Annotated in this window: 20 protein-coding genes; 14 read left to right on the top strand and 6 right to left on the bottom strand. The window is 35.2% G+C overall.

What is annotated here, in order from left to right:
- The 3 genes from RTL21_RS17720 to rfbG all read left to right on the top strand — a co-directional run.
- Positions 1 to 2,117, top strand: a 2,117-nt coding sequence (locus tag RTL21_RS17720; protein ID WP_312097723.1) for a cell envelope integrity TolA family protein, incomplete at its 5' end; no start/stop codon positions are given.
- 12 nt (positions 2,118 to 2,129) lie between these two features.
- Positions 2,130 to 3,068: an NAD-dependent epimerase/dehydratase family protein gene (locus RTL21_RS17715; RefSeq protein ID WP_312097721.1), complete on the top strand. Its 939-nt coding sequence runs from the start codon at positions 2,130 to 2,132 to the stop codon at positions 3,066 to 3,068.
- Positions 3,069 to 3,086: 18 nt separating this feature from the next.
- Positions 3,087 to 4,157, top strand: coding sequence for a CDP-glucose 4,6-dehydratase (gene rfbG / locus RTL21_RS17710; protein WP_312097720.1), 1,071 nt, complete (start codon positions 3,087 to 3,089; stop codon positions 4,155 to 4,157).
- Positions 4,158 to 4,379: 222 nt separating this feature from the next.
- On the opposite strand, the gene RTL21_RS17705 is transcribed toward rfbG, so the two are convergent.
- Complete coding sequence (locus RTL21_RS17705; protein ID WP_312097719.1) at positions 4,380 to 5,471, bottom strand: polysaccharide pyruvyl transferase family protein; 1,092 nt, start codon at positions 5,469 to 5,471, stop codon at positions 4,380 to 4,382.
- A complete protein-coding gene (locus RTL21_RS17700; protein ID WP_312097717.1) occupies positions 5,471 to 6,430 on the bottom strand; it encodes a glycosyltransferase in 960 nt (319 codons plus the stop codon). Before RTL21_RS17700 ends, RTL21_RS17705 begins: the two co-directional genes overlap by 1 nt.
- Before the next feature lie 151 nt (positions 6,431 to 6,581).
- Between RTL21_RS17700 and RTL21_RS17695 the strand changes: the two genes are divergently transcribed.
- Positions 6,582 to 7,691 carry a polysaccharide pyruvyl transferase family protein gene (locus tag RTL21_RS17695; RefSeq protein ID WP_312097716.1) on the top strand — a complete coding sequence of 370 codons (1,110 nt, stop codon included), beginning with the start codon at positions 6,582 to 6,584 and terminating at the stop codon, positions 7,689 to 7,691.
- On the top strand, positions 7,673 to 8,602 hold the full coding sequence (locus tag RTL21_RS17690; protein WP_312097715.1) for a glycosyltransferase family 2 protein: 930 nt from the start codon (positions 7,673 to 7,675) through the stop codon (positions 8,600 to 8,602). Before RTL21_RS17695 ends, RTL21_RS17690 begins: the two co-directional genes overlap by 19 nt.
- 92 nt (positions 8,603 to 8,694) lie before the next feature.
- Here RTL21_RS17690 and RTL21_RS17685 read toward each other — a convergent pair whose 3' ends face one another.
- A complete protein-coding gene (locus RTL21_RS17685; RefSeq protein ID WP_312097713.1) occupies positions 8,695 to 9,246 on the bottom strand; it encodes a DUF3231 family protein in 552 nt (183 codons plus the stop codon).
- A 297-nt stretch (positions 9,247 to 9,543) separates the two neighbouring features.
- On the opposite strand from RTL21_RS17685, the gene RTL21_RS17680 reads away from it, so the two are divergent.
- The gene (locus RTL21_RS17680) at positions 9,544 to 10,434 is read left to right on the top strand and encodes a cation diffusion facilitator family transporter (protein ID WP_312097711.1); all 891 of its coding nucleotides are present in this window, start codon (positions 9,544 to 9,546) and stop codon (positions 10,432 to 10,434) included.
- 136 nt (positions 10,435 to 10,570) lie between these two features.
- Positions 10,571 to 11,206: an FMN-dependent NADH-azoreductase gene (locus RTL21_RS17675; protein ID WP_312097710.1), complete on the top strand. Its 636-nt coding sequence runs from the start codon at positions 10,571 to 10,573 to the stop codon at positions 11,204 to 11,206.
- Between the two features lie 86 nt (positions 11,207 to 11,292).
- Here the strand turns inward: RTL21_RS17675 and RTL21_RS17670 are convergent, their stop codons facing one another.
- On the bottom strand, positions 11,293 to 12,090 hold the full coding sequence (locus RTL21_RS17670) for a nucleotidyltransferase domain-containing protein (RefSeq protein ID WP_312097709.1): 798 nt from the start codon (positions 12,088 to 12,090) through the stop codon (positions 11,293 to 11,295).
- A gap of 156 nt (positions 12,091 to 12,246) precedes the next feature.
- Here RTL21_RS17670 and RTL21_RS17665 point away from each other — a divergent pair, with 156 nt between their 5' ends.
- Positions 12,247 to 13,014, top strand: a complete 768-nt coding sequence (locus RTL21_RS17665; RefSeq protein ID WP_312097708.1) for a sugar phosphate isomerase/epimerase family protein — start codon at positions 12,247 to 12,249, stop codon at positions 13,012 to 13,014.
- Between the two features lie 82 nt (positions 13,015 to 13,096).
- Here the strand turns inward: RTL21_RS17665 and RTL21_RS17660 are convergent, their stop codons facing one another.
- A complete protein-coding gene (locus RTL21_RS17660; protein ID WP_312097707.1) occupies positions 13,097 to 13,930 on the bottom strand; it encodes a dimethylarginine dimethylaminohydrolase family protein in 834 nt (277 codons plus the stop codon).
- Between the two features lie 100 nt (positions 13,931 to 14,030).
- Here RTL21_RS17660 and RTL21_RS17655 point away from each other — a divergent pair, with 100 nt between their 5' ends.
- Positions 14,031 to 14,162 carry a hypothetical protein gene (locus RTL21_RS17655; RefSeq protein WP_312097706.1) on the top strand — a complete coding sequence of 44 codons (132 nt, stop codon included), beginning with the start codon at positions 14,031 to 14,033 and terminating at the stop codon, positions 14,160 to 14,162.
- Positions 14,163 to 14,361: 199 nt separating this feature from the next.
- On the opposite strand, the gene RTL21_RS17650 is transcribed toward RTL21_RS17655, so the two are convergent.
- Entirely contained in the window at positions 14,362 to 17,445 is a 3,084-nt protein-coding gene (locus RTL21_RS17650; RefSeq protein ID WP_312097704.1) for an efflux RND transporter permease subunit, read from the bottom strand.
- A 95-nt stretch (positions 17,446 to 17,540) separates the two neighbouring features.
- Here RTL21_RS17650 and RTL21_RS17645 point away from each other — a divergent pair, with 95 nt between their 5' ends.
- The 5 genes from RTL21_RS17645 to RTL21_RS17625 all read left to right on the top strand — a co-directional run bounded on the left by RTL21_RS17645 (position 17,541) and on the right by RTL21_RS17625 (position 24,740).
- Positions 17,541 to 18,383 carry a TetR/AcrR family transcriptional regulator gene (locus RTL21_RS17645; RefSeq protein ID WP_312097702.1) on the top strand — a complete coding sequence of 281 codons (843 nt, stop codon included), beginning with the start codon at positions 17,541 to 17,543 and terminating at the stop codon, positions 18,381 to 18,383.
- Positions 18,384 to 18,552: 169 nt separating this feature from the next.
- A complete protein-coding gene (gene safA / locus RTL21_RS17640; protein WP_312097701.1) occupies positions 18,553 to 19,152 on the top strand; it encodes a SafA/ExsA family spore coat assembly protein in 600 nt (199 codons plus the stop codon).
- Positions 19,153 to 19,479: 327 nt separating this feature from the next.
- On the top strand, positions 19,480 to 21,405 hold the full coding sequence (locus tag RTL21_RS17635) for a BglG family transcription antiterminator (protein ID WP_312097700.1): 1,926 nt from the start codon (positions 19,480 to 19,482) through the stop codon (positions 21,403 to 21,405).
- A gap of 254 nt (positions 21,406 to 21,659) precedes the next feature.
- Entirely contained in the window at positions 21,660 to 23,588 is a 1,929-nt protein-coding gene (locus RTL21_RS17630; protein WP_312097699.1) for a fructose-specific PTS transporter subunit EIIC, read from the top strand.
- 135 nt (positions 23,589 to 23,723) lie between these two features.
- Positions 23,724 to 24,740 (top strand): threonine aldolase family protein, encoded by a 1,017-nt coding sequence (locus RTL21_RS17625; protein WP_312097697.1) that lies wholly within the window; start codon positions 23,724 to 23,726, stop codon positions 24,738 to 24,740.
- Positions 24,741 to 25,233 lie beyond the last annotated feature (493 nt).

Here is a 25,233-nt window from a genome sequence, read left to right as displayed (position 1 = left end):
AAGAGCAAGCAAAACAAGCAGCCCTCAAGCAAGAGCAAGCAAAACAAGCAGCCCTCAAACAAGAACAAGCAAAACAAGCAGCCCTCAAGCAAGAGCAAGCAAAACAAGCAGCCCTCAAGCAAGAGCAGGCAAAACAAGCAGCCCTCAAACAAGAACAAGCAAAACAAGCAGCAGTAGTGAAAATAAAGGAAGAAACGAAAGCTCAAGCAGAGGAAATTGCGTCGACAAATCAAAATTTTTGCGTCATTGCCGGGAAAGAATATTGCATTAAAATTATGGCTGTTTATCAGTCTCTTGTTAAAAATAGTGATAATTTTAATTTGTGGGTTTGTTGTACGGATGCCATTACGCATAAGTTTCTAAATGAAAAAAATCTAAAAAATATGCATCTGATTAAAGTAGAAGAAATAGAAAATGATCAATTAAGAGCTGTTAAACAAGAAAGAAAGATAAATGAATACTGCTGGACATTGAAATCTTTTTTAATTGATTATATTCTCGAAAATAATGATATCGAACAAGTATTGTACTGTGACGGCGATATATATTTCTTCTCCAATCCAGAAAGTATTTTTAGTGAATGGGGATCTGCTTCCATCTATTTGACACCACAAAGAGATCTAGAATGGGTAGAGCAAAAGTTTGGAAAGTACCAAGCTGGGATAATTGGTTTTAGAAAAGATAAGACGGGGCTATCCGCTGTTCAATGGTGGAAAGATAGATGTTTAGAATGGTGCGGTGCTGTTGAGAACAATGGCAGATTTGGAGATCAAAAGTATTTAGATCAGCTCCCAATTATGTACGATAATGTGCGAATTTCTACTAATTTAGGTGTAAATGCTGCTCCTTGGAATATTATCTATAATAATGATTTCAAAATTTCTATGCAAGAAGATAAAGTCTTTGTAAATAATGATCCACTTGTTGCTTATCATTTTTCTTGTATTACGATTTATGACAGTAACAAATTCGACTTATGGAATATGCATCAATTAACTATTCAGACGGAAATTATGAATTATATTTATGTACCATACCTTGATCATTTAGAAACATTAATTACTTCTTATCAAAATAGTTATCCCGGAATAATTAGAGCAACGTTATCGACAAATGACTTTATTCAAGCAAAAACAAAATATCATTCCACAAAGTTAAAAAGAAGAATGATAAAGTATAATAACTATTTGCTATTAACCTCGATATTCAGTAAAGAATATTTGGTTAAAGGACTTGCGATGTACGATTCGCTTAGTAAGCAGATAGATAATTTTCATTTGTGGATATGTACAATGGACCAAGAAACCCATGATTTTCTATCTAATTTGAATTTGAAAAATGTTTCCTTAATTCCTGTAGAATTAATCGAAACAGAGCAATTAAAAGAATTAAAACAACAACGAACTCTTCAAGAATATTGCTGGACAATAAAAGCGACATTAATGGAACATTTATTAGCAACTCACTCCGATATTGACCATTTATTCTATTGTGATAGTGACTTATACTTCTTCTCAAACCCAATTTCTGTGATAGATGACTTCGCTAGATATTCTGTCTATCTATGTCGTCAACGAGGAACGGACTTATTGGAACATTTCCATGGACAGTATCAAGCTGGATTTATCGGATTCAAAAATGAAAAAAACAGTAGGAAGATTCTAAATTGGTGGAAAAAGAAATGCTTAGAAGAATGCTCGGATGTTTATAATGATGAACGAAAATCATGGGGAGATCAATTGTATTTGGATCGCATTCCAGAATTATTTATCAATATTAAAGTAAATGACAATCCAGGAATTAACGCTGCTCCATGGAATAGTATCTTAAATAATACAGAACAAGAAGTAACAGTTCAGAAGAATAAAGTATATATTGACAATAATCCATTGGTATTTTTCCATTTTGGTAGCCTGTTAATGTTGAATGAGAAGGAATTCGATTTATGGAAGCTAGAAGAAGTCAATATTTCGTCCTCCATTTTAATGAACATCTATAATCCGTATTTAATGAAATTAAACGAACTCTCAACTAGTCTCTCTAATAATGCCCAATTCTTCGCAAATGTTCCTGCCGATTATAAAGCAAAAAATCCTTATTCCATCGCCTCCTTTTAAGAGGTGAATGCCATGAAATTAAAAAATAAAAAAGTACTAGTAACAGGCGCTTATGGTTTTATTGGTTCTCATCTTATTAAACAATTAATGAAAGAAAATGTATCTATTGCTGTAATTGTTAGAGAACAGTCGAGTCCATGGAGGGTACAAGAATATTTGCCTCATTTAAAAATATATGAGGCAAATATTCAAAATCGCACCGAAATTTGCCGAATTATCCACGAATATCAACCGGATTATATTTTTCATCTAGCAGCTTATGGAACAAATCCGAATAATCGAAGTGATCTACTTGCTCTTGATACGAATATAGTGGGAACCATGAATATATTATTTGCAGCGAAAGATACAAATTGTCGAAAAATCATCTGCCTAGGTAGCAGTTCCGAATATGGTGATAAGAAAGAAAAGATTCATGAAGATATGCTATTGGAGCCAGTCGATATTTATGGAAGCACCAAAGCAGCTTCTACTATAATATCGCATCAATTAGCACAAGAATATAAGCTGCCGATTATCACCTTACGGGCATTTAATATTTTTGGGGAAGCAGAGGATAACCACAAATTATTTTCGCATATTATTGAAAAAGTACTTCGTGAAGAAGAGGTGAAATTAACGACATGTGATCAATACAGGGATTATACCTATGTTGGAAATATTATTGATGGCTTAATCCTTGCAGCCACATATGAAGGTGATACTAATATGATTTTAAATATTGCTTCTGGAGCAGCTCATCCTTTACGATATTTTGTTGATTTAATTTATCAGCATTTAGACACAAAGCAATTTCCCCTTTATGGTGCCATTCCGAAAAGGGAAAATGAAAGAAATGCTCCTATTCCGGATATAACAAAGATTCAAGCAATTCTTGGCTGGTCTCCCACTATTTCCGTAGAAGAGGGGATTAAGAGAACGATTGCCTGGTATAAAAATAAGTATCATTAAGGGAGTGGAGGTGTAACAATGACAACAGATTGGCAAAAAATATACAAAAATAAAAAGGTTCTTATAACTGGTCATACAGGTTTTAAAGGTTCCTGGCTTGCTATTTGGTTAACGAAGCTAGGTGCAAATGTAATTGGTTATGCCTTAGATCCGATTGGGGAAGAGGGCTTATTTGAATTGACTGATTTGAATAATAAAATGGAGGACATAAGAGGAGATATTCGTGATGCTGTTAAACTACAAGCTGTTTTTAAAAAATACCAACCAGAGATTGTCTTCCATTTGGCTGCACAACCATTGGTAAAGCCGTCCTATCGAGACCCAGTGTATACGTATGAAGTGAATGTAATGGGTACAATGAATGTATTAGAAGCGATTAGAAAATCCCCGTCAGTCAAAGCGGGAATAATGGTAACAAGTGATAAATGCTATGATAATAAAGAGTGGGTATGGGGATATCGTGAAACAGATCCGATGGGAGGATATGATCCATATAGCTCAAGCAAAGGATGCTGCGAATTATTAATTTCTTCTTATCAGCATTCTTTCTTTCCAATTGAGTCCTATCATAGTCATGGCAAGCTGATAGCTTCTGTACGGGCAGGGAATGTGATAGGAGGTGGGGATTGGTCGGAAAATCGAATTATTCCTGATTGTGTTCGCTCATTATTATCGGGGCAATCTATTAAATTACGATCACCCCAATCTATACGTCCATGGCAGCATGTGTTAGAGCCTCTTTCTGGTTATTTAAAAATAGGTGCTTTTCTATATGAAGGTAAAACCCAATATGCCCAAAGCTGGAATTTTGGTCCCGAAGCAGATAGTGTAACGACAGTACAACAATTAGTGGAAAGAATAGTGGGACAGTGGAAGGGTGGAACATGGGAAGTAGATACGGCACAATCCACAGAACATGAGGCGAAGCTTCTTAGCTTGGACATAAATAAAGCAAAGTATTATTTGGATTGGCATCCAAAATGGGACATTGACCAAACTGTATATTATACAATTCAATGGTATAAATTGTATCAAGAAGTGGACGTTTACGAGCTATGCTTAAAACAGATCAGTGACTATGAAAAATAGGATAAGAGAAAAATAGAAGTTTTCTATACCCTTTCGTTAGAGATTAACTAAAAACAGGAAGGGAAGGTTAGAAAGCTTCTATTTATATTTTTCTGCACGAAAGAAGAGAAAAGAGATAAACGGCAATAATAACTATACTAATAGATTTTAACAAATACCTTTATCACCAATCCCTCTGCATCATGCAAAAAAGGATATTCCGCTTGGAACATCCTTTTTTTTTTACTTTTTCAATGATGCTATAAAGTTTTTATGTCTAGCTACAATTCTTTCTTTCGCTAAACGGATTTTTTTTCGATTTTTATTGCTTGTTAAATAATATTCTTTCCTTTCAATGGTTTCTGCCAGTTTCGTTGTATTTGTTAATAACGTATAAGGTAACTGATGGATGGAGGCTGCGAAATCCACTCCTTTTGAGCGATATGCTAATTGGATAAATGGAGTGCCACTTGATGCGGAAAGTACGTTTGCGTGAAGCTTTAGATTAAGAGAAAAGTGGCAAATGGATAAGAAATGATAAATTTGAGTAGCTGTACATACTTCTGGAATGAAGGTTACTTTTCCCTTCTCTTTAATACTGTTATATAGCTCCATGCAAGAAGGAACATCTTTATTCCACATTGGGAAAATAACGATTTGATAGCCTTTTTTTAAAAGATTTGTACATGCATCAATCATTTGGTTTTTTAATTTATATTCATCATAGCCAAACAAAATATTTTGAGTGGTGCCCCAATTGACAGCAATGATTTTTTTACTAAGATCTTTTAAATACTTTCTTTTAATATAATCATCTTTTTCGGGAGTGAAAAGCATGCCAGAATCACCGATTGTCTGATAATTGCTTGCTGGTGAGGGATTTAATGCTTTAATATATTTTAGTGTAAGTGGGCCTCTTAGTCCGGCGAATGTGGCATACTCAACTACTTTTTTAATTTTTTCTCTATTAATCTCTTTGTTATTAAAAGTGGTTGAAGATAACTGGAAGTCACCCTTTTTAAAAGATTCTACTGTTTCTTCTGTCATATAATCAATACCTGTTCCGTAGCAATATAAAGGAAGCTTCATTTCAATTGCTTCTAACGCTAAATCAATAAAAAAATGACCTTGAAATAAAGAACCGCCTCCTAAAACAACTAGATCGAATGGATTTTCTGCATAAAATTCTTTCAGTGATTTAGTCGAATTTATTGGATAAGAGAATAAAGTATATTCTTCGTTAAGCCATCTTTCACATGCTTGAGCAAATGCTTCATAACAAACTTCGTCTCCTATATTATTGACTCCTAAATAACCAAGATATAAAATATTCACTATTTGATTCCTCCCTCTTTAGAAAGAATCACTTCGATATGGTCTAGGAGCTGTTTCGCACGAGCCTGTACAGAATGCTTTTTTCGTACCATTTTGTATCCGTTTAAAGCAATCTTTTTTCCTAGCGTTTCGTAATGGGTTAAGTGATATTTTGCTTTCCGTTTAAAATTCTCTTCATTGATCTCAATAAAATGGACGCCAGGGATAAATCCTAAATCTTTAATTTCTTGCGTACAAGGAGCTAAGAGAAGAGTATTGCAAGCTAGGGTTTCATAATATTTCATTACTGTATAATGATAAACAGTATCACAGGTGAAAAACATTTTTGCTTTATTAAGCTCTTGTGCAAAACTGCTAGCTACCATAAATGATTTCTCGTCATATTGTTTGTGAAAGTAGCCCGGATGTGCATGATACGTAAAATTAGGAAGATTTTTCATTTCATCGAGTATTTTTTGACGTAATGGGTAGATAGTAGGATGTACTGCACCCATCATTAAATAATCAATCGTTTTCTTTTGTTTAAAGTCTTTAAATACATCGATATTTACATAGTGAGGAAACCATATCATTTTATCTTTAAATTCTGGATACCATTCCAAGAATGTATCTCTATAATGCGTAAAGATGTATTTTACATTATTGTCTTTAACGAAAGCTCTTCTTTTATCCATCTGATAGTTTAAATCATGCATGATTATTCCGAATGGAATATTACAGTTCTTTAAGCCAGTTACTTTGGGTGAGCGAGTAGGGCGTAAATCATTTACTAGGATAAAGTCAGGCTGAAAGTTCATTTTTTGTAACGTTTCACTAATATTACCATCTTCCTCCCAAGTTCTTATATCAGCATATTTCTTTAACTCTTCTGTTAGATAATGTGTATTTCTTTCTATCCCATTTTCCCAGTTTTTTGTAATAAAAAGTATCTTTCTTTTCTTCTTTAATGTCATCAGCATCATGTCCTTTCCCTAATAGTTACTATACATTCTATTCTTGTCCATAGAAAATCGGACCATAGCAATATGTCCAAATATTTGCTTGTGGTCACGTTTTAATGGATTGTCCATATAATGTTAAGAGAATCGGAGAGGTAGGAGGAGTACTTAGATGAATAAGATTATTCTTTCAGGATATTACGGAGAACAGAATGGCGGCGATGATGCATTATTACTAGTATCCTCTTGGGGTAGCAGACAATTTCTTAGTGGAGAAGAAATATATGGGACATGCATACAAAAACCTTATCTTCCGTTAAATGCTGAAATGGAAGCACTTTTTGTTCAAGAAGAACAAGAACGCAATGAAAATTTATTACGACTTTACAGGCAGTGCTATAGCAGTGATGTTATTTTATTTGGCGGTGGCTCCGTTTTTCATTCAACAGATAAAATGACGAGAGATGGGGATTTAATCGATTTGAATAGAGGGAAGGGAGCAGCTGCGATTGGGGTATCCTTCGGGCCGTTTAGAGATTCGGCTGCTAAAGATGCATGCAGGAAGCTTGTTGAGAAATTTAAATATATCGGCTGCAGAGATGAGGAAAGCTATGAATTAATTCGTTCTCTGACCCCTACTATTAATGCAGAGGTAACATTTGATTTGGCAGTTCTTTTACCCCTTGTAACGGGCGAAGACTTTACAGGAAAGCGGAAAAGAAAAGGACTAGGTATTTCCTTATGCCATTATGAAAGATATATTGGTGGAGATACAAGGTTAGAAAAAACGCGAGTAAAAAAAATAGTAAATGTTCTAAATGGATTAAATGATGAGGAAATCGAAGAATTGGTCTTTATAGATTTTAATGGTCATCCTATCTTTGGGGATCAGGACATCCATCGTGAGGTTATCGAACAATTACAAACCAATATACCAATCAAACATTTATCTTATGATAAGGATCCAATGAATATGCTACGTACCGTTGCATCGTTAAAAGGGTTGATAGGAATGAGATTGCATAGTGCTGTGTTTGGCTATATCACAAATACGCCAACCATCATTTTATCCTACCACCCAAAATGTGATGGATGGGCGAAACAGATTCAGGCAGCGGAAGATTATGTTATATCATCCCATTCGTTTGCTGAGGAAAATATATGGCATGCTCTTGAGCAAATTGTAGCTGGCTGCTATCACCATCCGAAGCTATCCATAAAAGATGCACAATCACTAGCAATGAAAAATTGGGAGGGTGCAAGATGGTCGCTGTCTCAGTAGTTATCCCGCTTTATAATAAAGCACCGTATATTGAACGCACAATCATGTCTATTTTGTCGCAAACTTTCCAAGACTTTGAGATTATTATTGTAGACGATGGCTCGACAGATGGCAGCGCAGAAAAAGCAGAAACTTGGATAGACGATCGAATTTCTGTACGTAAGATGGAGCATAAAGGGGCTTCAGCAGCGAGAAACGAAGGGATTCTTGCATCAACTGCTGACTTAATTACTTTTATAGATGCAGACGATGAATGGAAACCCAGATTTCTTGAGACCATTATACATTTACAAGACAAGTATCCTGAATGTGGTGCCTATGCGACAAGCTATGAAATTCAGTTACCAACTAGAAAAAAGACATTCCCCACTATCTATCAAACACCAGTACAGTGGGAAGGCGTATTTACAAACTATGTAGAAAAAACATTGAAAGATTTACCGATTATTTCTTCTGCCATCGCTGTCCGGAAGAAAGTTTTTGAAGAAATAGGTTTATTTAAAGAAGGAGAACCTCTTGGAGAAGACCAAGATATGTGGTTACGGATAGGAATGAACTATCCAATTGCATACAAAAATGAAAGCTATGCGATATATTATCGCGGTTTAGAAAACAGTGTATGTACTGATTTGACAATATTAAATCGATATCCGATTATTTATTCACTCGAAAACCTTCTTCATAAAGAAGAAATGCCCTATATCGATTTGTATTTATCAAAATTAAAATTAGATTACAGCAAAAGATTATTAGAGGCAAACCAATTAGAGTCTGCATGGGAAGAATTACAGCAGACAGATGCAAAGGTATATAGGTGGGAAAAAACAAAGCTATGGATGTTTTATTATTGGAAAAAAATAATCAATAAATATAGTTTTCATACAAAAAAATATAATAAAGAATGTCCATAAGTTTTTAAAAGGATACTCTGCCCCTGCTAAAACAAAGTGCTGGGGCCTTGCATTTGCTTTATAGATTGAGCGTATTAATTATTCAATTTTTCTTATGAGTTAGTTGGCGCACCAGGTGGATAGTAATAAGGAGGAACTTTAATCCATCCTCTTTTTCTCATTAAATCCTTTAGACTTGCACCAAATTTCATTTTTTCTAACATGCATTGTGTAAACATGGTAGCTACATCATTCCGTACACTTTGAGAGACAGATGCTGCGCAATGGGTGATTGCGGCAACTGTTTTTATACTTAATCCATTCATAATTTCATCATCTGTCATTTTAACTCCAAGTGGAACAGCATTTGCATTAGAAAGCGGTCGGTGTTCACTAGTTGGTGGCAATGGAATTCCTTCTTCCATCAGAAAGTTTCGGAATCTTTGACCTTGCGCATCACATTGTTTATAGCTGTCTTCTAGAGATTTGATAACATCATCATCTGTTGTTGTATTTAAGGCAACTTGAATATAGATATTGGCTTCATCCATGATGGTGAGATAAGTCCAGCAACTCATCACTTCCCCTACATGAAGCGGATTTTTTGGCTCCATATCTAGATTCAATTGTAGATAATCTTTTAATGCTTCAAAAATAGTTGTCATCTTAACCATCCTAATTGTAAATTTTCATTACTTTATTAGAAAATAATGAATCGTGAGGCACATACTATAAGGCTTATAATGGTCTTTTTGTAAAACTCGTATGTATTGTAAAAAGAATTTATCTACATTATTATTTGCACCTATAATCGAATAAATTCCTAATGAATGGTAAATTATTAATTTGTAAAGAGCCAACTTTTTTTCTCTAGACCCACTGATTTCTTTTCTGCTAAGATAGTTAGGTTGACTTTTTTGTACATATTGAAATTATTGGAAATGATAAATGAGGTTGATAAAATGGGATCAAGAGAATCACTAGCTAAAAGAGTGGCGTGGATTAGTGTTATTAGCAATATTATTTTAACACTTGGAAAATTAATAGTTGGCTTTTTGGGGAATAGTGATGCTGTTTTTGCTGATGGAATTCACTCTGCGGCAGATGTCTTTGCTTCTGTCATTGTTTTAGTAGTTATCCGTATTGCCAATAAACCTGCTGATCAGGAGCATCCATATGGTCATGGTAAAGCAGAAATAATTGTATCTGGAATAGTTGGAATGCTTCTTCTAGGGGTCGCTATTTATTTGGTGTATGAAGCGATGATAGGTTTCTTTCATCCAATCACAACACCAAGTTTGATTGCGATGTGGGTTGCTGTCATTTCGTATATTTCGAAAGTGTTGTTATACCGATATAGTAAAAAGATTGCTAAAGAACAAAGTAGTAAAGCAATTGAAGCAATTGCTTATGATCATAAGGCGGATATTGTTGCATCGATTGCAGCCGCAATAGGTGTTTTATTATCTATCCTTGGGGAAAAGTTAGCGATTAACGCACTACTTTATGGGGACAAAATCGCAACGATCATCGTCGCTTATCTAATTTTTAAAATTGCAAAGGAAATGGTAAGTGAAGCTTTTGATATTTTACTGGAGCGAAATATAGATTTAGAAATTTTAGCAGAATACCGATCAATAATTTCTTCCTTCTCTGAAGTAAAAAGGATTGATCGTCTTCGTGCTAGAGAACATGGCCATTATATATTAGTCGATTTACGTATTTCCATCGATTATGATAAAACGATTAAGGAAGGTCATGATTTATCTAGAAAAATAAAAAAGAAGCTGATGGCAAAACATGACAATATTGATGAAGTGCTAATTCACTTGAATCCTTATTTTAAGGAATAGTATTCTTTAGCGGATAACGATTATTTGAAATGTGACAATATCAGTAACATATGCCTACTACCATTGAATATAGAAACTTTCAGCACTATAGTAAAAGGGAAGATATTTAAGATTACTCCCAAAGGAGCGGGATACAGTGGCAAAAGTATTATATATTACGGCAAATCCATTTGATGAATCTAAATCATATGGAATGGCAGTGGGTAAAGCATTTATGGATCAATATAAAACATCTAATCCAGAGGATGAGATAACACAGATTGACTTATATAAAGAATACATTCCTTCTATTGATGCAGATGTATTTCAAGGATGGGGAAAATTGCAATCTGGAAGTGGCTTTGATCAGCTATCTGATGAGGAAAAAACGAAAGTTAGTCGATTGGCAGAGCTAAGTGAACAGTTCGTTGAAGCAGATAAATATATTTTTGTTACGCCATTATGGAATTTATTATTTCCTCCAGTTATGAAAGCTTATTTAGATTCTGTAGCAGTAGCTGGAAAAGCGTTTGAATATACTGCACAAGGACCAAAGGGACTTCTTGCTGATAAGAAAGTTCTTCATATTCAAGCAAGTGGTGGGATCTATTCTCATGGTCCATCTGCTGATAAGGAAATGGGACATCGCTATTTAAAGACATTGATGAGCTTTTTTGGTATTACTGATTTCCAAGGTTTATTTGTGGAAGGACATGATTTAGCACCCGAACAAGCGGAAGAAATTAAAACGAATGCAATTGCTCGAGCAAAGGATGTAGCGATAACTTTTTAATTAGGACAAAGTATTTTTCATAAAATAAAAAGAGGTCATTGAAAAAGTATTTTTTGCAAAAGCATAACTTTTTCTAAGACCTCCTTTTAATCGTCCCAAGCTTCATTCAAAGTATGACGAAAAAGCTGATCCAATTGTTCCGTTGGATCCATTTGTTTTTTTGCTAAACCTTTTGCAAAGATCTCTAATTGATTTATCTCTTTTTCTAAAAATTCATTGATAAGGTTAATTCTTGGTTCGAGTGTTAATTCTTCTCCGGATTTTTTTCTTTCCAATAATGTATCAATCTTTATGCGTAGGACTCCGTTTGGGATAAGTTTCTGTACTAAGGTGTCGAACTCCATTGGAGGAATCGTTTGGGAAGTCTGCACCCATTTGGCAGCTAGAACAGGGCGCAATACATAAAAATATTTTTTAATCCGAACAGTATCCCCTTGTAAATATTCTCGGAAGTTTCCTTTCGCCATATTTAAATAATGATAAATGGTCGAAGTAGGAGAGAATATTTCCTTTTCAAGCTTTCTCATTTTTTCAATGGCTGAAAAACGCTGATAGTAAATCATGTTTGAACGAAGCCACTCTAATAAAGGCGGATTGGATTTTCGAAACAGCTTAAGTGCTTTCGTTAGTTCCCAACCGCTCATATCTAATAATGGGTCAACAGGGATGGATAATACATCATGGTTTGGTATTTCGATCACATCTCGTCTGCGATCAATTGATAAGTACCAGTTTGGTTGATGAATATAAATAAAGCGAACGTCATAATCACTGTCTTTCGAGGGGAATCCCCATGCGCGACTACCAGACTCACAAGCATATAGCACTTTTATGTCAAATTCTTTTTCTGCTTGTTCAATGACCTTTCTAATATGCTTTTCCAATGGCTACACCTCCTAGTTATTTTTGTTTATTTTACAGAAAAAATTAACCGTTTTCCATCTTTTTCTATGTGGTGGTAGCGTTTTCTTGTACAATGATAGGTGGATACTTTATTTAGTAGTTATATAGTTGGTTGATTAAAAGAAGGGGGAAGCATAGTGAAAAATATACCAATTGCCATCCAAATGTATACGTTAAGAGATGAATGTGAAAAGGATTTCCGTGAGACACTCCGTAGGGTTGCAAGCCTTGGATTTCAAGGAGTGGAGCTTGCGGGGTATGGCGGGATTCCTGTGGGGAAATTAAAGGAATTACTGGATGAACTAAATCTTCAAGTAGCTGCGTGTCATGTGCCCTTAGCTGATTTAGAGAGTAATCTAACCCAAGTCATTCAAGACCAGTTAGAATTAGGGAGTAAGTTTTTAGTATGCCCATATCTTTTACCTGATAAAAGAACGGAAGAGGACTATCTGTCACTAATTGCTTTCTTAAATATGGCTGGAGCAGAGTGCCAAAAAGCAGGAATTTCTCTTTGTTATCATAATCATGATTTTGAATTGGATACATTGCATGATGGAAGAACGGCATTAGATACGATAATGGAAGAAACTGACTCCAAATTAGTTTTTGCAGAGCTAGATGTATACTGGCTTTCGAAGCGAGGGTATGATCCAGCGGAATGGATTGCTACATACAAAGACAGAACGAAGCTTGTTCATTTAAAAGATATGACAACGGATGAAGAACAATTCTTTGCAGCGGTTGGTACAGGAAGTATTAATTTTCAAGCAATTCTTGAAAAAGGAGAAGAAGCAGAGATACATTGGTGGATCATCGAACAGGATGCCACAAGAAGAACGCCATTTGAAAGCATTGAAATTAGTTTGAATAATCTCAGAAAAATGCTAGACAGACAAAAAAAGTAAAGGAAGAGCTGCTTTTACAAACAACAGGGGGGACTGGCCCCTGCTGTTGTTTGTACTTTTAATAAAGATTGTAACGTATTATTTATGGTTCTCTCAGCAAAGGCATAGAACAGCAGCGGAAGGAGCCGCCAGATTTAATGATTTCAGAAAAATCTACCTCGATTACTTCATAGCCTCTCTTTTGAAGCTCTTTATTGACACCTTCGTTCATTGGTAAGCTAATAACTTTTTTGTGACCGATGGATAATACATTCGTACCTAATGTTGCTTGTTCTTTTACACTTACATGAATGAGATCGTAGCGATTTCGTAGCATTCTTTCCTTCTCCTTATGAAACTCTCCTGGAAATATTATTCCTTCTGTCGGAGAAAGTACATTAAAAACACAATCAAGATGAAGATACGTGTCTGTAAATGGAACGGCGATGACGTCATAAGATGGCAGTAATGTTTGTAAATGACGGATAGCAAATTCATTTGTCCGCTGGCTTATGCCAATATAAATAGTATTACCGTCAATGATAACATCTCCACCTTCAATCATATTTCCTTTAATATCTGTATAAGTAATCTCCTGTTCCTGCAAATAGTCTATTAAAATTTTTTCTTCTCCACGTCTTACATCTCGCGCCATTTCTGCTACGAAAATTTGATTTCCTAATGTGAAACCAATATCTCTTGTAAAAACTTGTTCATGCAATTTTTCCACAGAAGGAAGAAGGATTGTTTGGACCCCGTTTTCTTGCAGCTTTTCAATAAACATTTCATGTTGTTTTTCGGCAACTTTTCGGTCGATGTTTTTCTTTGCATGTTTTTTTTGAATAACGTTGATAGGAACTTTAATAGCCATATATTCGGGAGAAACTAAGATCACCGTTTTTAATGGATCATATTCATTTGAACAATGTACTTTCATGACAAAATCCTTTCCGTTGTAATATTGAAATTAGTTTTTCCTGTTTGGGTGTTTTTATGAAGAAACATGGTGAATCCATTTTATTGTGGGGGAATGTAAATTGGCAGCAGGAATAAGGGAGTTCATCGAGCGGATGAAAGCGGAAATGCTGAGCGGCAAACCAATAGTGGTGTTCATCAAGTGGATGAACACCAAAAAGCAGAGCAACAAAGTAAAAAGTGGTGTTCATTAAGCGAATGAAAACCAAAAAGCAGGGTAACAAAGCAAAAAGTGGTTTTCATCAAGCAGATGAACACAGAAATGCTGAGCGGCAACCTCCATAGTGGCGTTTATGGAGAAATGTTCCAAAAATGTTGATGAATATAATAAAAGCTTAAGGATATCAAAAAGCCAGTGAAGAACATCTTCACTGGCTTGGGGTAAAAAGTATATTAGCTTTCGTCTATATCCTTACGATTTTTCTTAAATATTTTGGAAAGAACTTCGTATACAATTGGGACAATAACGAGTGTTAATAAAGTAGAACTGATTAAACCACCAATAACGGTAATCCCAAGGTCTTTGGAGATTAATCCACTACCACCAGAACCAATTGCTAACGGAATTAATGCACCGATTGTTGCAATTGCTGTCATTAGAATAGGGCGAAGACGAGTGGAGCCTGCTTCAAGAATCGCTTCACGCATATTCATTCCGTCACGTTCCATATGAATGATTCGGTCTACTAATACGATCGCATTTGTTACGACAATCCCAATTAACATTAGTAATCCCATCATAACCGAAACAGAAATGGTTAGACCTGCTATATATAGCCCTACGAAGGATCCAATTACGGCAAATGGTAAACTAAATAGGATAGAGAATGGAGCAACCCCTTCACGGAATGTTACGACCAGAATAAAGTATACAATCGCAACGGCTGCAATCATCGCAACTCCTAATTGCGTAAATGTTTCATTCATATCTGCTGCTACACCAGCAACATCTATTGTAACGCCTTTAGGTAAATCGATTTTATCAATTTCTTTATCCACTTCACTTGTTACTTTGGAAACATCACTACCAAGAATTTTTCCTGAAACAGTTGCATAATACTCTCCTTTACTGCGGGAAAGTGTATTTAAGGTAGTTCCTTCTTCCACTTCAACAAGCTCTGATAGTGGCATCATTTGTCCTGTCGCAGTAGGAATTTCCGTATCTAGCATATCGTCAATTGATTTAGGCTGTGCTGATTCTTCCTGTTGAACGATAACATCTAAAGCTTCGCCATCTTTTTCAATTGTTGTTACAATATCCTTTGTATTATCTGGACTTAGCATCATTAGAAGTTGACCTGCTGTTAAGCCATACTGCAATAATTCATCTTGATCAACTTTAAATGTATATTCTACATAGGCATCTTCAGCAGTAGTCGAAACATCTTCTAATTTGTCATTATCTTTTAAAATGTCTTCTGCTTTTTTCACTGTTTCATTAAGCTTATCTAAATCTTCGCTATAGAATGTATAGCTTACTTCATTTGTTGACATACCCATTGATGTGAAGTCTTGGGTTTTCCATTCGCCAGACTGATCAATATTTGTAATGTAATCTTCAATGTCATCACGAACTTCTGGGAAGTTTTTCATATCTTCATCGAAGATTAGGTACATAAGCGCACCGCCAGCTCCCATGCCCATCATGGCACTTTGAGCATCTGCTGTGTCATTGATAGATAATTGAACAATATCAATATCATCTCGATCAAGCATTTTTTCTTCTACTTCCGAAACGTTCTTTAATGTCTCATCCTTTAATTCGCCTGTTTCAGGAGTATAAGTGATATACATTGTTTTTTCTTCTTCACTTCCTAAGAAGCTAAAGCCGATTAAAGGAGTAAGAGCGATACTTCCAGCTAATAAAACAATAGCAATAATAGAAGTAATAATTTTATGATTAAGAGCTTTCTCAAGAATGCCTTTATACCAATTCGCCAATTTGCCGGCTTCTTTATGATTACTTACTACTTTCTCTCCATATAATTTCTTCTTAAATAAGAAATGTGAAAGAGCAGGTACAATTGTTATTGCAACAAGTAAGGATGCACCAAGTGAAAATGCCATTGTTAAAGCGAAAGGACGGAATAATTCTCCAACCATTCCACCGACAAACATTAATGGTGCAAATACCGCAACTGTTACTAAAGTGGAAGAAAGAATTGGTTTAAACATTTCAATCGTTGCTTCTCTAATTAATGCACGGCCTGTTAATTTTTCTTCTTTAAGGTGCAGTCGTCGGTAAATATTTTCCACAACAACGATGGAGTCATCGATTACCCGACCGATCGCAACGGTGATAGCACCTAGTGTCATAATATTTAACGTAATATCCATCCAATTCAATAGCAATAATGCCATGAAAATAGAAACTGGGATGGAAATGATGGAAATAATCGTTGATTTAAAATCACGTAGGAATAGCAAAATGATCAATACCGCAATTAAACAACCAAATACTGCTTTTTCAATCATTGTAAATACAGACTCTTCAATTGGAGCTCCTTGATCTAGTGAAACATCAATAACTAATCCATCGATATTCTTTTGTTCGTCTTCAATTAAATCTTTAACGCTGTTAACGACATCAACAGTGTTAGCTTGCTGTCCTTTAACAATTTGGATGGCAATTGCATCTTCACCATTTGTACGAGAGACAGATTCTACTTTCCCAACAAGTTCAATCTTCGCAATATCGCTGAGCTTAACGAATGGTGATGGATTCTGTTCTGATGGAGTTACAGGGATAAGCATATTCTTTAACTCTTTTTCTGTCATGAACTTTCCATCAATTGCAACCGCTTGTTCGCCTTCTTCGAACTCATAAAGTCCTAAGGAAACAGCCAAGTTGCTTGCTTGAATCATATCTTTTACTGTATCTTCTGTTAGATCCAATTGTGCCATTTTTTCTTTGTCGTATGTTAAATCTACTTCTTCGATATGTTGTCCAGTGATAGTTGCCGAAGCAATACCATCAATCTTTTCAATCTTTGGAAGGATAATCTCTTCAACAGTTGATGTTAATTCTGTAATATCTTCTTCAGTACTGCTAACACTTAACGCTACAACTGGCATCATATTCATACTGATGGCTGTGATTGTAGGTTCCTGTGCATCATCAGGTAAGGTGAGGTTATCTAGAGCGGATTGCAAAGCACGTTTTGCTTCATCCATATCTGTGCCATATTCATATTCTAATTGAACATTTGCCATGTTCGAATAAGAGTTCGAATAAACAGCTTTCACATCTTCTAGATTTTCCACTAATTTTTCTATCGGCATGGATACTTCTTCCATCACCTTTTCCGGAGTAGCTCCCGGATAAACATCCATTACAGTTAAGTAAGGAATCGAGATATTTGGTATGGTCTCCATATTCATTCTTGTACCAGAATAGATACCTGACACGGTAATGATAATGGTTAGTAGCCAAACCGCCAGTTTGTTACCTAACACAAAATTTACTAAACCTTTCATATTACACCTTCCCTTTATTGACTAATCTAACTCATTTACCTATAATAAATGACTAAGTAGTCATATGTCAACAATAGCGCTAGGAGTGGATGAGCATGACAAAAAAACAGCTGATTATGGAAAAATCAATAGAACTATTTGCGAAACAGGGATTTTCAGCGACTTCCGTTCAACAAATAACAGAGCATTGTGGCATATCAAAAGGTGCCTTTTATTTATCCTTTAAGTCTAAGGATGAGTTGATAATGGCGTTAGTTGATTATTTTATGGAACAGTTCATCGCCAAACTTGACTACACAGTCAATAATGAGGATGATGCACTTTATCATTTTTATCACGAAATCCTTTTAACATTTAAGGAAAACTCTAGTTTTGCTATGATTTTTATAAAAGAGCAAGCGCTTGCGATTAACGAAGAATTTATTAAGAAAATGACTTATTATGATCATTTACTCGAAAAAACGATTGAGCGTATGATTGAAAAAGTGTATGGTCAATCAAAACAACTAATCAAATATGATTTAGTGTTTAGTATTAAAGGTTTTCTTAATACTTATACACATATCGTCTTAAATCATAATGATTCGATTGATTTTGAATTACATATGTTTGCAAAATCACTTGTGGAGAAAACAGATATTCTTGCTACACATACGAAATCGCCGTTTTTTACAGAAGATTTATATCAGATGCTGCATCATTCCCTTACGAAAAAAGTAGCTGCAAAAGAGGAACTGATAGAGCTCTTAAAAGGAAAAATAGAAGAAGTGAATGATGTTTATGTGAAAGACTCTCTTGTTTTGCTTTCCGAGCAGATGAAAGAGAAAACATTAAGTCCAGTCTTATTAAAAGGACTAATCGAAAACATTCGGCATCATCAAGATTGTGTATGGCTATCCTATTTATTATTCAATTATTTTAAATTCGATCCAGCTTAAGGAAAATCACATATTATGGTGAAATAGGAGCAGAAATCAGATTTTATTACTAAAATCTGATTTCTGCTTTTTTACTTGAAAAATAGATGGGAAATCAAAAAAAATAGCGGAAAGAAAGGATAAGAATAAAATTTAGTGCACACCTTATTATTCAGAAGGAGGTGAAAATATGAAAAAAGTAATGGCAATGGTTAGTTTATTTTTATGTTTAGTAACGCTCCCAACGATGGTATTCGCCGATACATATACGGTTAAAAGCGGAGATTCGATGTGGAAAATTGCTGTAAAATACCAAATCGGCTTAAGGGAAATTATTGCTGCTAACCCGCAAATTTCAAACCCTAGCTTGATTTATCCTAATCAAAAATTAACAATTCCCAATATCGATTCTATCAAAACAGTTGAACGTGAAGTAATTAGACTTTGCAATGTGGAACGGCAAAAGAATGGTCTGCCTGCATTAACGGAAAACTGGGAATTATCGAGAGTAGCTAGGGACAAATCGATGGATATGGCACAGAAGAAATATTTTAGCCATACAAGTCCAACATACGGATCACCATTTGATATGATGAAAGCATATGGAATCAGTTATAAATCTGCTGGAGAAAATATTGCGCAAGGACAAACAAGTGCACAGGCAGTCGTACAGGCATGGATGAATTCGAGCGGTCATCGAGCAAATATCTTAAACAAAAGTTTTACGCAAATTGGGGTAGGCTATTACCAAAGCGGAAACTATTGGACACAAATGTTTATATCAAAATAATCTTCAAAGAAGGGATTACTACTTAAGATTTTTAAGTATTGTCCCTTTTTTACTTTTAAAAATAAAGGTTTTGTGAAATGAGGGACAAAGCAGAACATCATCTCTACAAATATATAACAAGTTTCTAGTTCAAAATGTACAGATGAATTGAAAAATAACATTAGCAGGGAGAAAAAAAGCCTATCCAGCTGGTGAAAAATAAAATTGTATTCATCTATCGAATAAGCTACACTTTTTATTGATGAATAAAGGCTGTTTTTGAGAAGATTGGTGTTTTCCATAAAGCAAAAATCTTTGCGAAACAGCCTAAAAAAGTAGGTGTTTTACATGAATGATAGACAAAAAGCTCTACTCCAAACCTTACTTTCGAAAGAAGGGGAGACTTGGAATATAGTAGATCTTTCCGAACGATTAGCCTGTTCAGAAAAAACAGTCCGTAATGATTTAAATAAAATGGAGCAATTATTAACCCATTTTCCTAGTGCGAAGCTTAAACGACAGCCAGGTATTGGCATTACACTTGAAATAGATAGAGAAGATAGAACTACTCTTTTGCAACAGCAATTTTTCCATAACCATAAAGCAATGGAAGAGCGAATAATTGAGATTGCCTATTTATTACTTGTTTCAGAAAATCCGGTTACGTTACAGAGTCTAGCGGAACGTTATTTTGTACCGAAAGCTACAATTAAGAACGAGTTGGAATTTGTTGAAAAGTGGTTAGTGGATTATGATTTGGAATTAGTATCCAAACCGCGACTAGGAAATCTACTTCAAGGTACTGAACTGCAGAGGAGGAATGCTTTAGCACATTTACCACAGTTGATAACTTCTGTGTCCATTGAAAAAAATTATGTGCTTGATTTGTTTTTACCGTACGAAATTACAACTGTAAAACGGGCTTTACATAAGTTGCAGGATCAATTTGAAATCAAATTCATGGACGAAACTTTTGATAGTCTAGTTGTCCATGCGCTTATTATGGTGAAGCGAACAAGACAAAAATCACCCATTACCGTAATGGAGGAAGAAAAAGCATATGTAGCATCCTATAAAGAATTTGAATATGCTGCAATGTTTTTTAAGCAATTGGAAGCGTCGTTTTCTATGAAATTTCCGGACAATGAACGGATCTATTTTACTTGGCATTTAATTAGTGGAAAAAGAGTGGGAGATAGGGAAGAACACGCCTTTTTTCAAGATAGTTTATTGCTTAGCATCATTCAAGATATAACGAAAAGGTTAAGTGAATTAACTGCCTATCCTTTTGAAAAGGATTCCATTCTTACGAAAGGACTTGCCGTTCATATGTATTCGGTTATCAACCGTTTAAGATATGGGTTTCCAATTAGCAATCCTCTTTTATCAGACATTAAGAAAATGTACCCATATATGTTTAATATGGTCATTTTTGCTTTAGAGGAAGCAAATAGTTCTTATGATTTAGATGTACCTGAAGATGAAGCTGCCTATCTAGTACTTCACTTTCAAGCAGCAATTGAGAGATTAGAAGGAAGTAGAGGGAAAAAGAAAAACTCTTTAATCGTCTGTCATTTAGGAGTAGGTATTTCTCATTTATTAGAGGCAAAAATCAAGCAGCATTATTCAGACATTCATATATTGGCTTGTATTGGAAAAGCCTCCATTCATGAATTTATAAAAAACAATCAAATAGATTTTATCATTTCAACCATTTCTCTTGATGATATTTCGATTCCATCTGTTGTTATTTCGCCTCTCTTGGAAGGAAAGGATAAGGAAAAGTTAAATAAATTTGTTCAACAGATGGAAGAAAAAAAAGAAAACAGTAGTAAAGATAGTAAACAGCTAGCTAAATTGGTTCGTGGTGATTTGGTGCATCTAGGAATAGATAAAGCCCATCCATATGAAGTAATTGAAATGTTAGCAAATACTTTGTTTCAAAAGGGATTGATTCAGAAGGAATTCATACATAGTGCTCTAAACAGGGAAAGAAAGTCAGCTACAGCAATTGGTGGAAATATTGCGATTCCCCATGGGGATCCAGAAATGGTCAATCAGTCTGCGATTGCAGTTGCTATATTAAGAGAGCCGATTCTATGGGGCAGTGAATATGTTTCCGTCATATTTTTGTTAGCTATATCAAAAGAGGATCAAAATCTTAATCGTGCGGTAGTTGGCCAAATTGCATTCTATAGCGAGAATCTTGAATTTGCGAGTGGAATTACAAAACTTACGGATATTAAAGGTGTGCTTGATTTCATTAAAAAATAAATTCTTCACTTCTGGTATCCGTTGTGTGCAAGTAGCAAGTACTTCTTATTTCTATTCCATACTTTGGAACCACCCTATGCTTCTAGAATAGCGTTTAGTTAAACTAAATGTTTTCCATATAAATCATTTTCCAATAATTAATTTTTACCACAAGTCTGGTAAAAATTAAGATTATTGGAAAGGGGACATGGGTTTATAATCGAAATGTAAGCAATTACATGAGGCGTATGAATAGGTTTTAGGAGGAATAGATCATGAAGATTTTAGCGATTACAGCTTGTCCAGTTGGTATTGCTCATACATACATGGCTGCAGAAAACCTGCAAAAAGCTGGAGATGAATTAGGCGTTGAAATGAAAGTAGAAACCCAAGGCTCTATTGGTGTGGAAAATGCTTTGACTGAGCAAGACATCAGAGAAGCGGATGGCATTATTATTGCCGCAGATAAAGAGGTTCCCAAAGACCGTTTTATTGGAAAAAAAGTGATTATTACTGGGGTAAAAGAAGGAATTCGTAACCCGCATGATTTAATCAAACGAATTCAAAATGGTGATGCGCCCGTATACCGGGCAGAATTGAAATCAGCAGATGAGATTAAAGGACAACGTAAACAAAAGGAAAATCCTATTTATAAACATTTAATGAATGGTGTATCTTATATGGTTCCGTTTATTGTGGTGGGAGGCTTGCTTATCGCACTTGCTCTTACACTTGGCGGGGAACAGACACCAGGAGGAATTGTCATACCAGAAGATTCGATTTGGAAACAGATTGAGAGTCTTGGTGGAACAGCCTTTATGTTTATGGTACCGATCCTAGCAGGGTTTATTGCTGTTAGTATTGCTGACCGTCCAGGACTTGTACCCGGGATGATTGGTGGCTATATTGCAGCAAACGGTAGTTTTTACGGTAGTGAAGCAGGTGCAGGATTTATTGGAGGAATTATTGCTGGTTTCTTAGCAGGTTATATTGCATTAGGGATTAAAAAGATAAAAGTGCCAAAAGCACTTCTACCAGTTATGCCAATTATTTTTATTCCAATTGTATCATCTGTTATTGTTGGGCTGTTATTTATATTTGTTATTGGTGCTCCAGTAGCACAAGTTTTTGAAGGTTTAACTAGTATGCTTGCAGGAATGCAAGGAGCAAGTTCGATTTTATTAGCACTTATTCTAGGGGCAATGATTGCAGTAGATATGGGTGGTCCGTTTAACAAAGTTGCTTTCTTATTCGGTTCTGCCATGATTGCAGAAGGAAATTATGACATTATGGGTCCTATTGCAGTAGCGATCTGTATTCCGCCAATCGGAATGGGACTTGCAACGTTTATTAATAAGAAGAAATACCTTCCGAATGAAAGGGAAGCAGGTAAGGCATCTTTTACAATGGGACTATTCGGTATAACAGAAGGAGCAATTCCATTCGCTGCTCAAGATCCGTTACGTGTAATTCCTAGTATTATGGCAGGTTCGATGGTTGGTGCTGTAATTGCAATGATTGGAAATGTGGGGAATAAAGTAGCACATGGCGGTCCAATTGTAGCAGTATTAGGTGCAGTTGATAATGTAGCAATGTTCTTTATCGCAGCATTAGCGGGTGTTTTAGTAACAGCCTTTATGGTTAATGCATTGAAAAAAGAAGTGGCAGTTGATCTTCCTGTTAGTAGAGGAATGGACAAAAGGGAAGTTGCTGCAACAAAAGAAGAGACAGAAAAGGCAGTAGTAATTACAAAATTAATCGATATTGTAAGCGAAGATTTAATAACAACAAATTTAGTTGCAGAAACACAGGATGAAGTAATAGATGAGCTAATTCAAAAATTTGAAGCAGCAGGTATTTTGCACTCGAAGGAAGAGTATAAAAAGGCTATACTAGAGCGAGAAGCACAAAGCTCTACAGGATTAGGAATGAATATTGCTCTACCTCATGGTAAGTCAAATGCAGTAAAACGCCCAGCAGTTGCCTTTGGTATTAAACGGAGTGGTGTAGACTGGAATAGTTTAGATGGGACAGATGCAAAATTAATCTTTATGATTGCTGTGCCAGAACAAAGTGCGGGAGACGCGCATTTAAAAATATTACAAATGCTATCACGTAAATTAATGGACGAGAATTTTAGAGGGAAATTACTGGACGTTCATTCCAAATCAGAAGCGATTATTCTGTTAGATGAAGTACAATAATTAATTAAAAAGTGTCAAACACCTAAAGAGGATTTAATTAGGTTGTTTGGCACTTTTTCTATAGAAGAGTAAAACATTTCGTGACAAGAAGAATCTTTTTATGAGAAAATATTTTTTAAAAAGGAGGTTACGTCCATGTATAGTTTTAACAATGATTACAGTGAAGGGGCACATCCAAGAATTCTCCAGGCATTGATAGAATCCAATTTACAACAAGAAATAGGATACGGACAAGATTCCTTTTCTAACAAAGCGATGAATGTTTTAAAAGAAAAAATGAATAGTGATGAAGTAGATGTTCATCTCTTGGTCGGAGGAACGCAAACAAATCTAATTGCAATCTCTGCCTTTCTAAGACCGCATGAAGCAGCTATTGCAGCCGATACTGGACATATTTTTGTTCATGAAACAGGAGCGATCGAAGCTACAGGGCATAAAGTTATAACGGTTAATACACAAAATGGCAAGCTAACACCAGACTTGCTGCAAAATGTGCTTGATGAGCATACAGATGAACATATGGTTAAGCCGAAGCTAGTATACATATCCAATTCAACTGAAATAGGAACTATTTATTCTAAACAGGAACTTGAGTTATTAAGTGCGTTTTGTCAAAAGAATAACTTGATTTTCTATATGGATGGTGCGAGATTAGGATCTGCTCTTTGTGCAAAAGACAATGATCTTCGTTTAAGTGATTTTCCGAAGTTATTAGATGCGTTTTATATTGGTGGAACGAAAAATGGCGCATTAATGGGAGAAGCCCTTGTGATAAAAAATGATTCCTTGAAGGAGGATTTTCGTTATCATATTAAGCAAAAGGGAGCGATGCTAGCAAAAGGAAGAGTACTAGGAATCCAATTTTACGAACTATTTAAAGATAATCTTTTCTTCGAATTAGCGGAGCATGCCAATAAAATGGCAGAACAATTACAAGATGCATTGGAAGAGAAGGGATATTCTTTTTTAACGTATTCTTCCACAAATCAAGTATTTCCGATTGTTTCCACTAAGACAATAGCAGAATTACAAAAGAATTATCAATTCAATATTTGGCAAAAAATTGATAACGAATATTCTGCGATTCGCCTTGTTACGTCATGGGCTACAAAAGAAGAAGAAGTGGATGCTTTTATAAAGGAATTAAAATAATAGAGTTGCCCTGTAATGCTTAAGTAGGATTGCGGGGCTATTTTTAAATTATTTTCATTTACTAGTTGACGGGTCGGAATAATGTGATATATAATTTCAGTAATTTAAAACAGTAAATCGCTGATCGGAAAACCGAAGGCATAACCAATATGGTTATGCCTTTATTTTGTTTCCTTTAAGCTAATTTCTGTAAGGGAATTTCAACCTAGTTAAAATTATCTGGAGGGAGGAATATTATTTTTTCTTACTATTGATACAGTTGTAAAGTTGTTTATTTAATTTCGAAGATGAAAACCACAAGTGGCTTAATTTATCGGAAAGTAGCGTTCATTTCAAAGATGAAAACCACATGTGGCTCATTCATCGGAAAAGTAGCGTTCATTCCGAAGATGAAAACCACAAGTGGCTTAATTTATCGGAAAAGTAGCGTTCATTTCAAAGATGAAAACCACATGAAGCTCAAATCATCGGCAAAGTAGCGTTCATTCCAAAG

Origin of the sequence: Niallia sp., from assembly GCF_031978665.1 — a bacterium.
In the GTDB taxonomy this organism is placed as follows: domain Bacteria; phylum Bacillota; class Bacilli; order Bacillales; family Cytobacillaceae; genus Niallia.
This window is presented reverse-complemented; position numbering and strand designations above follow the sequence as displayed.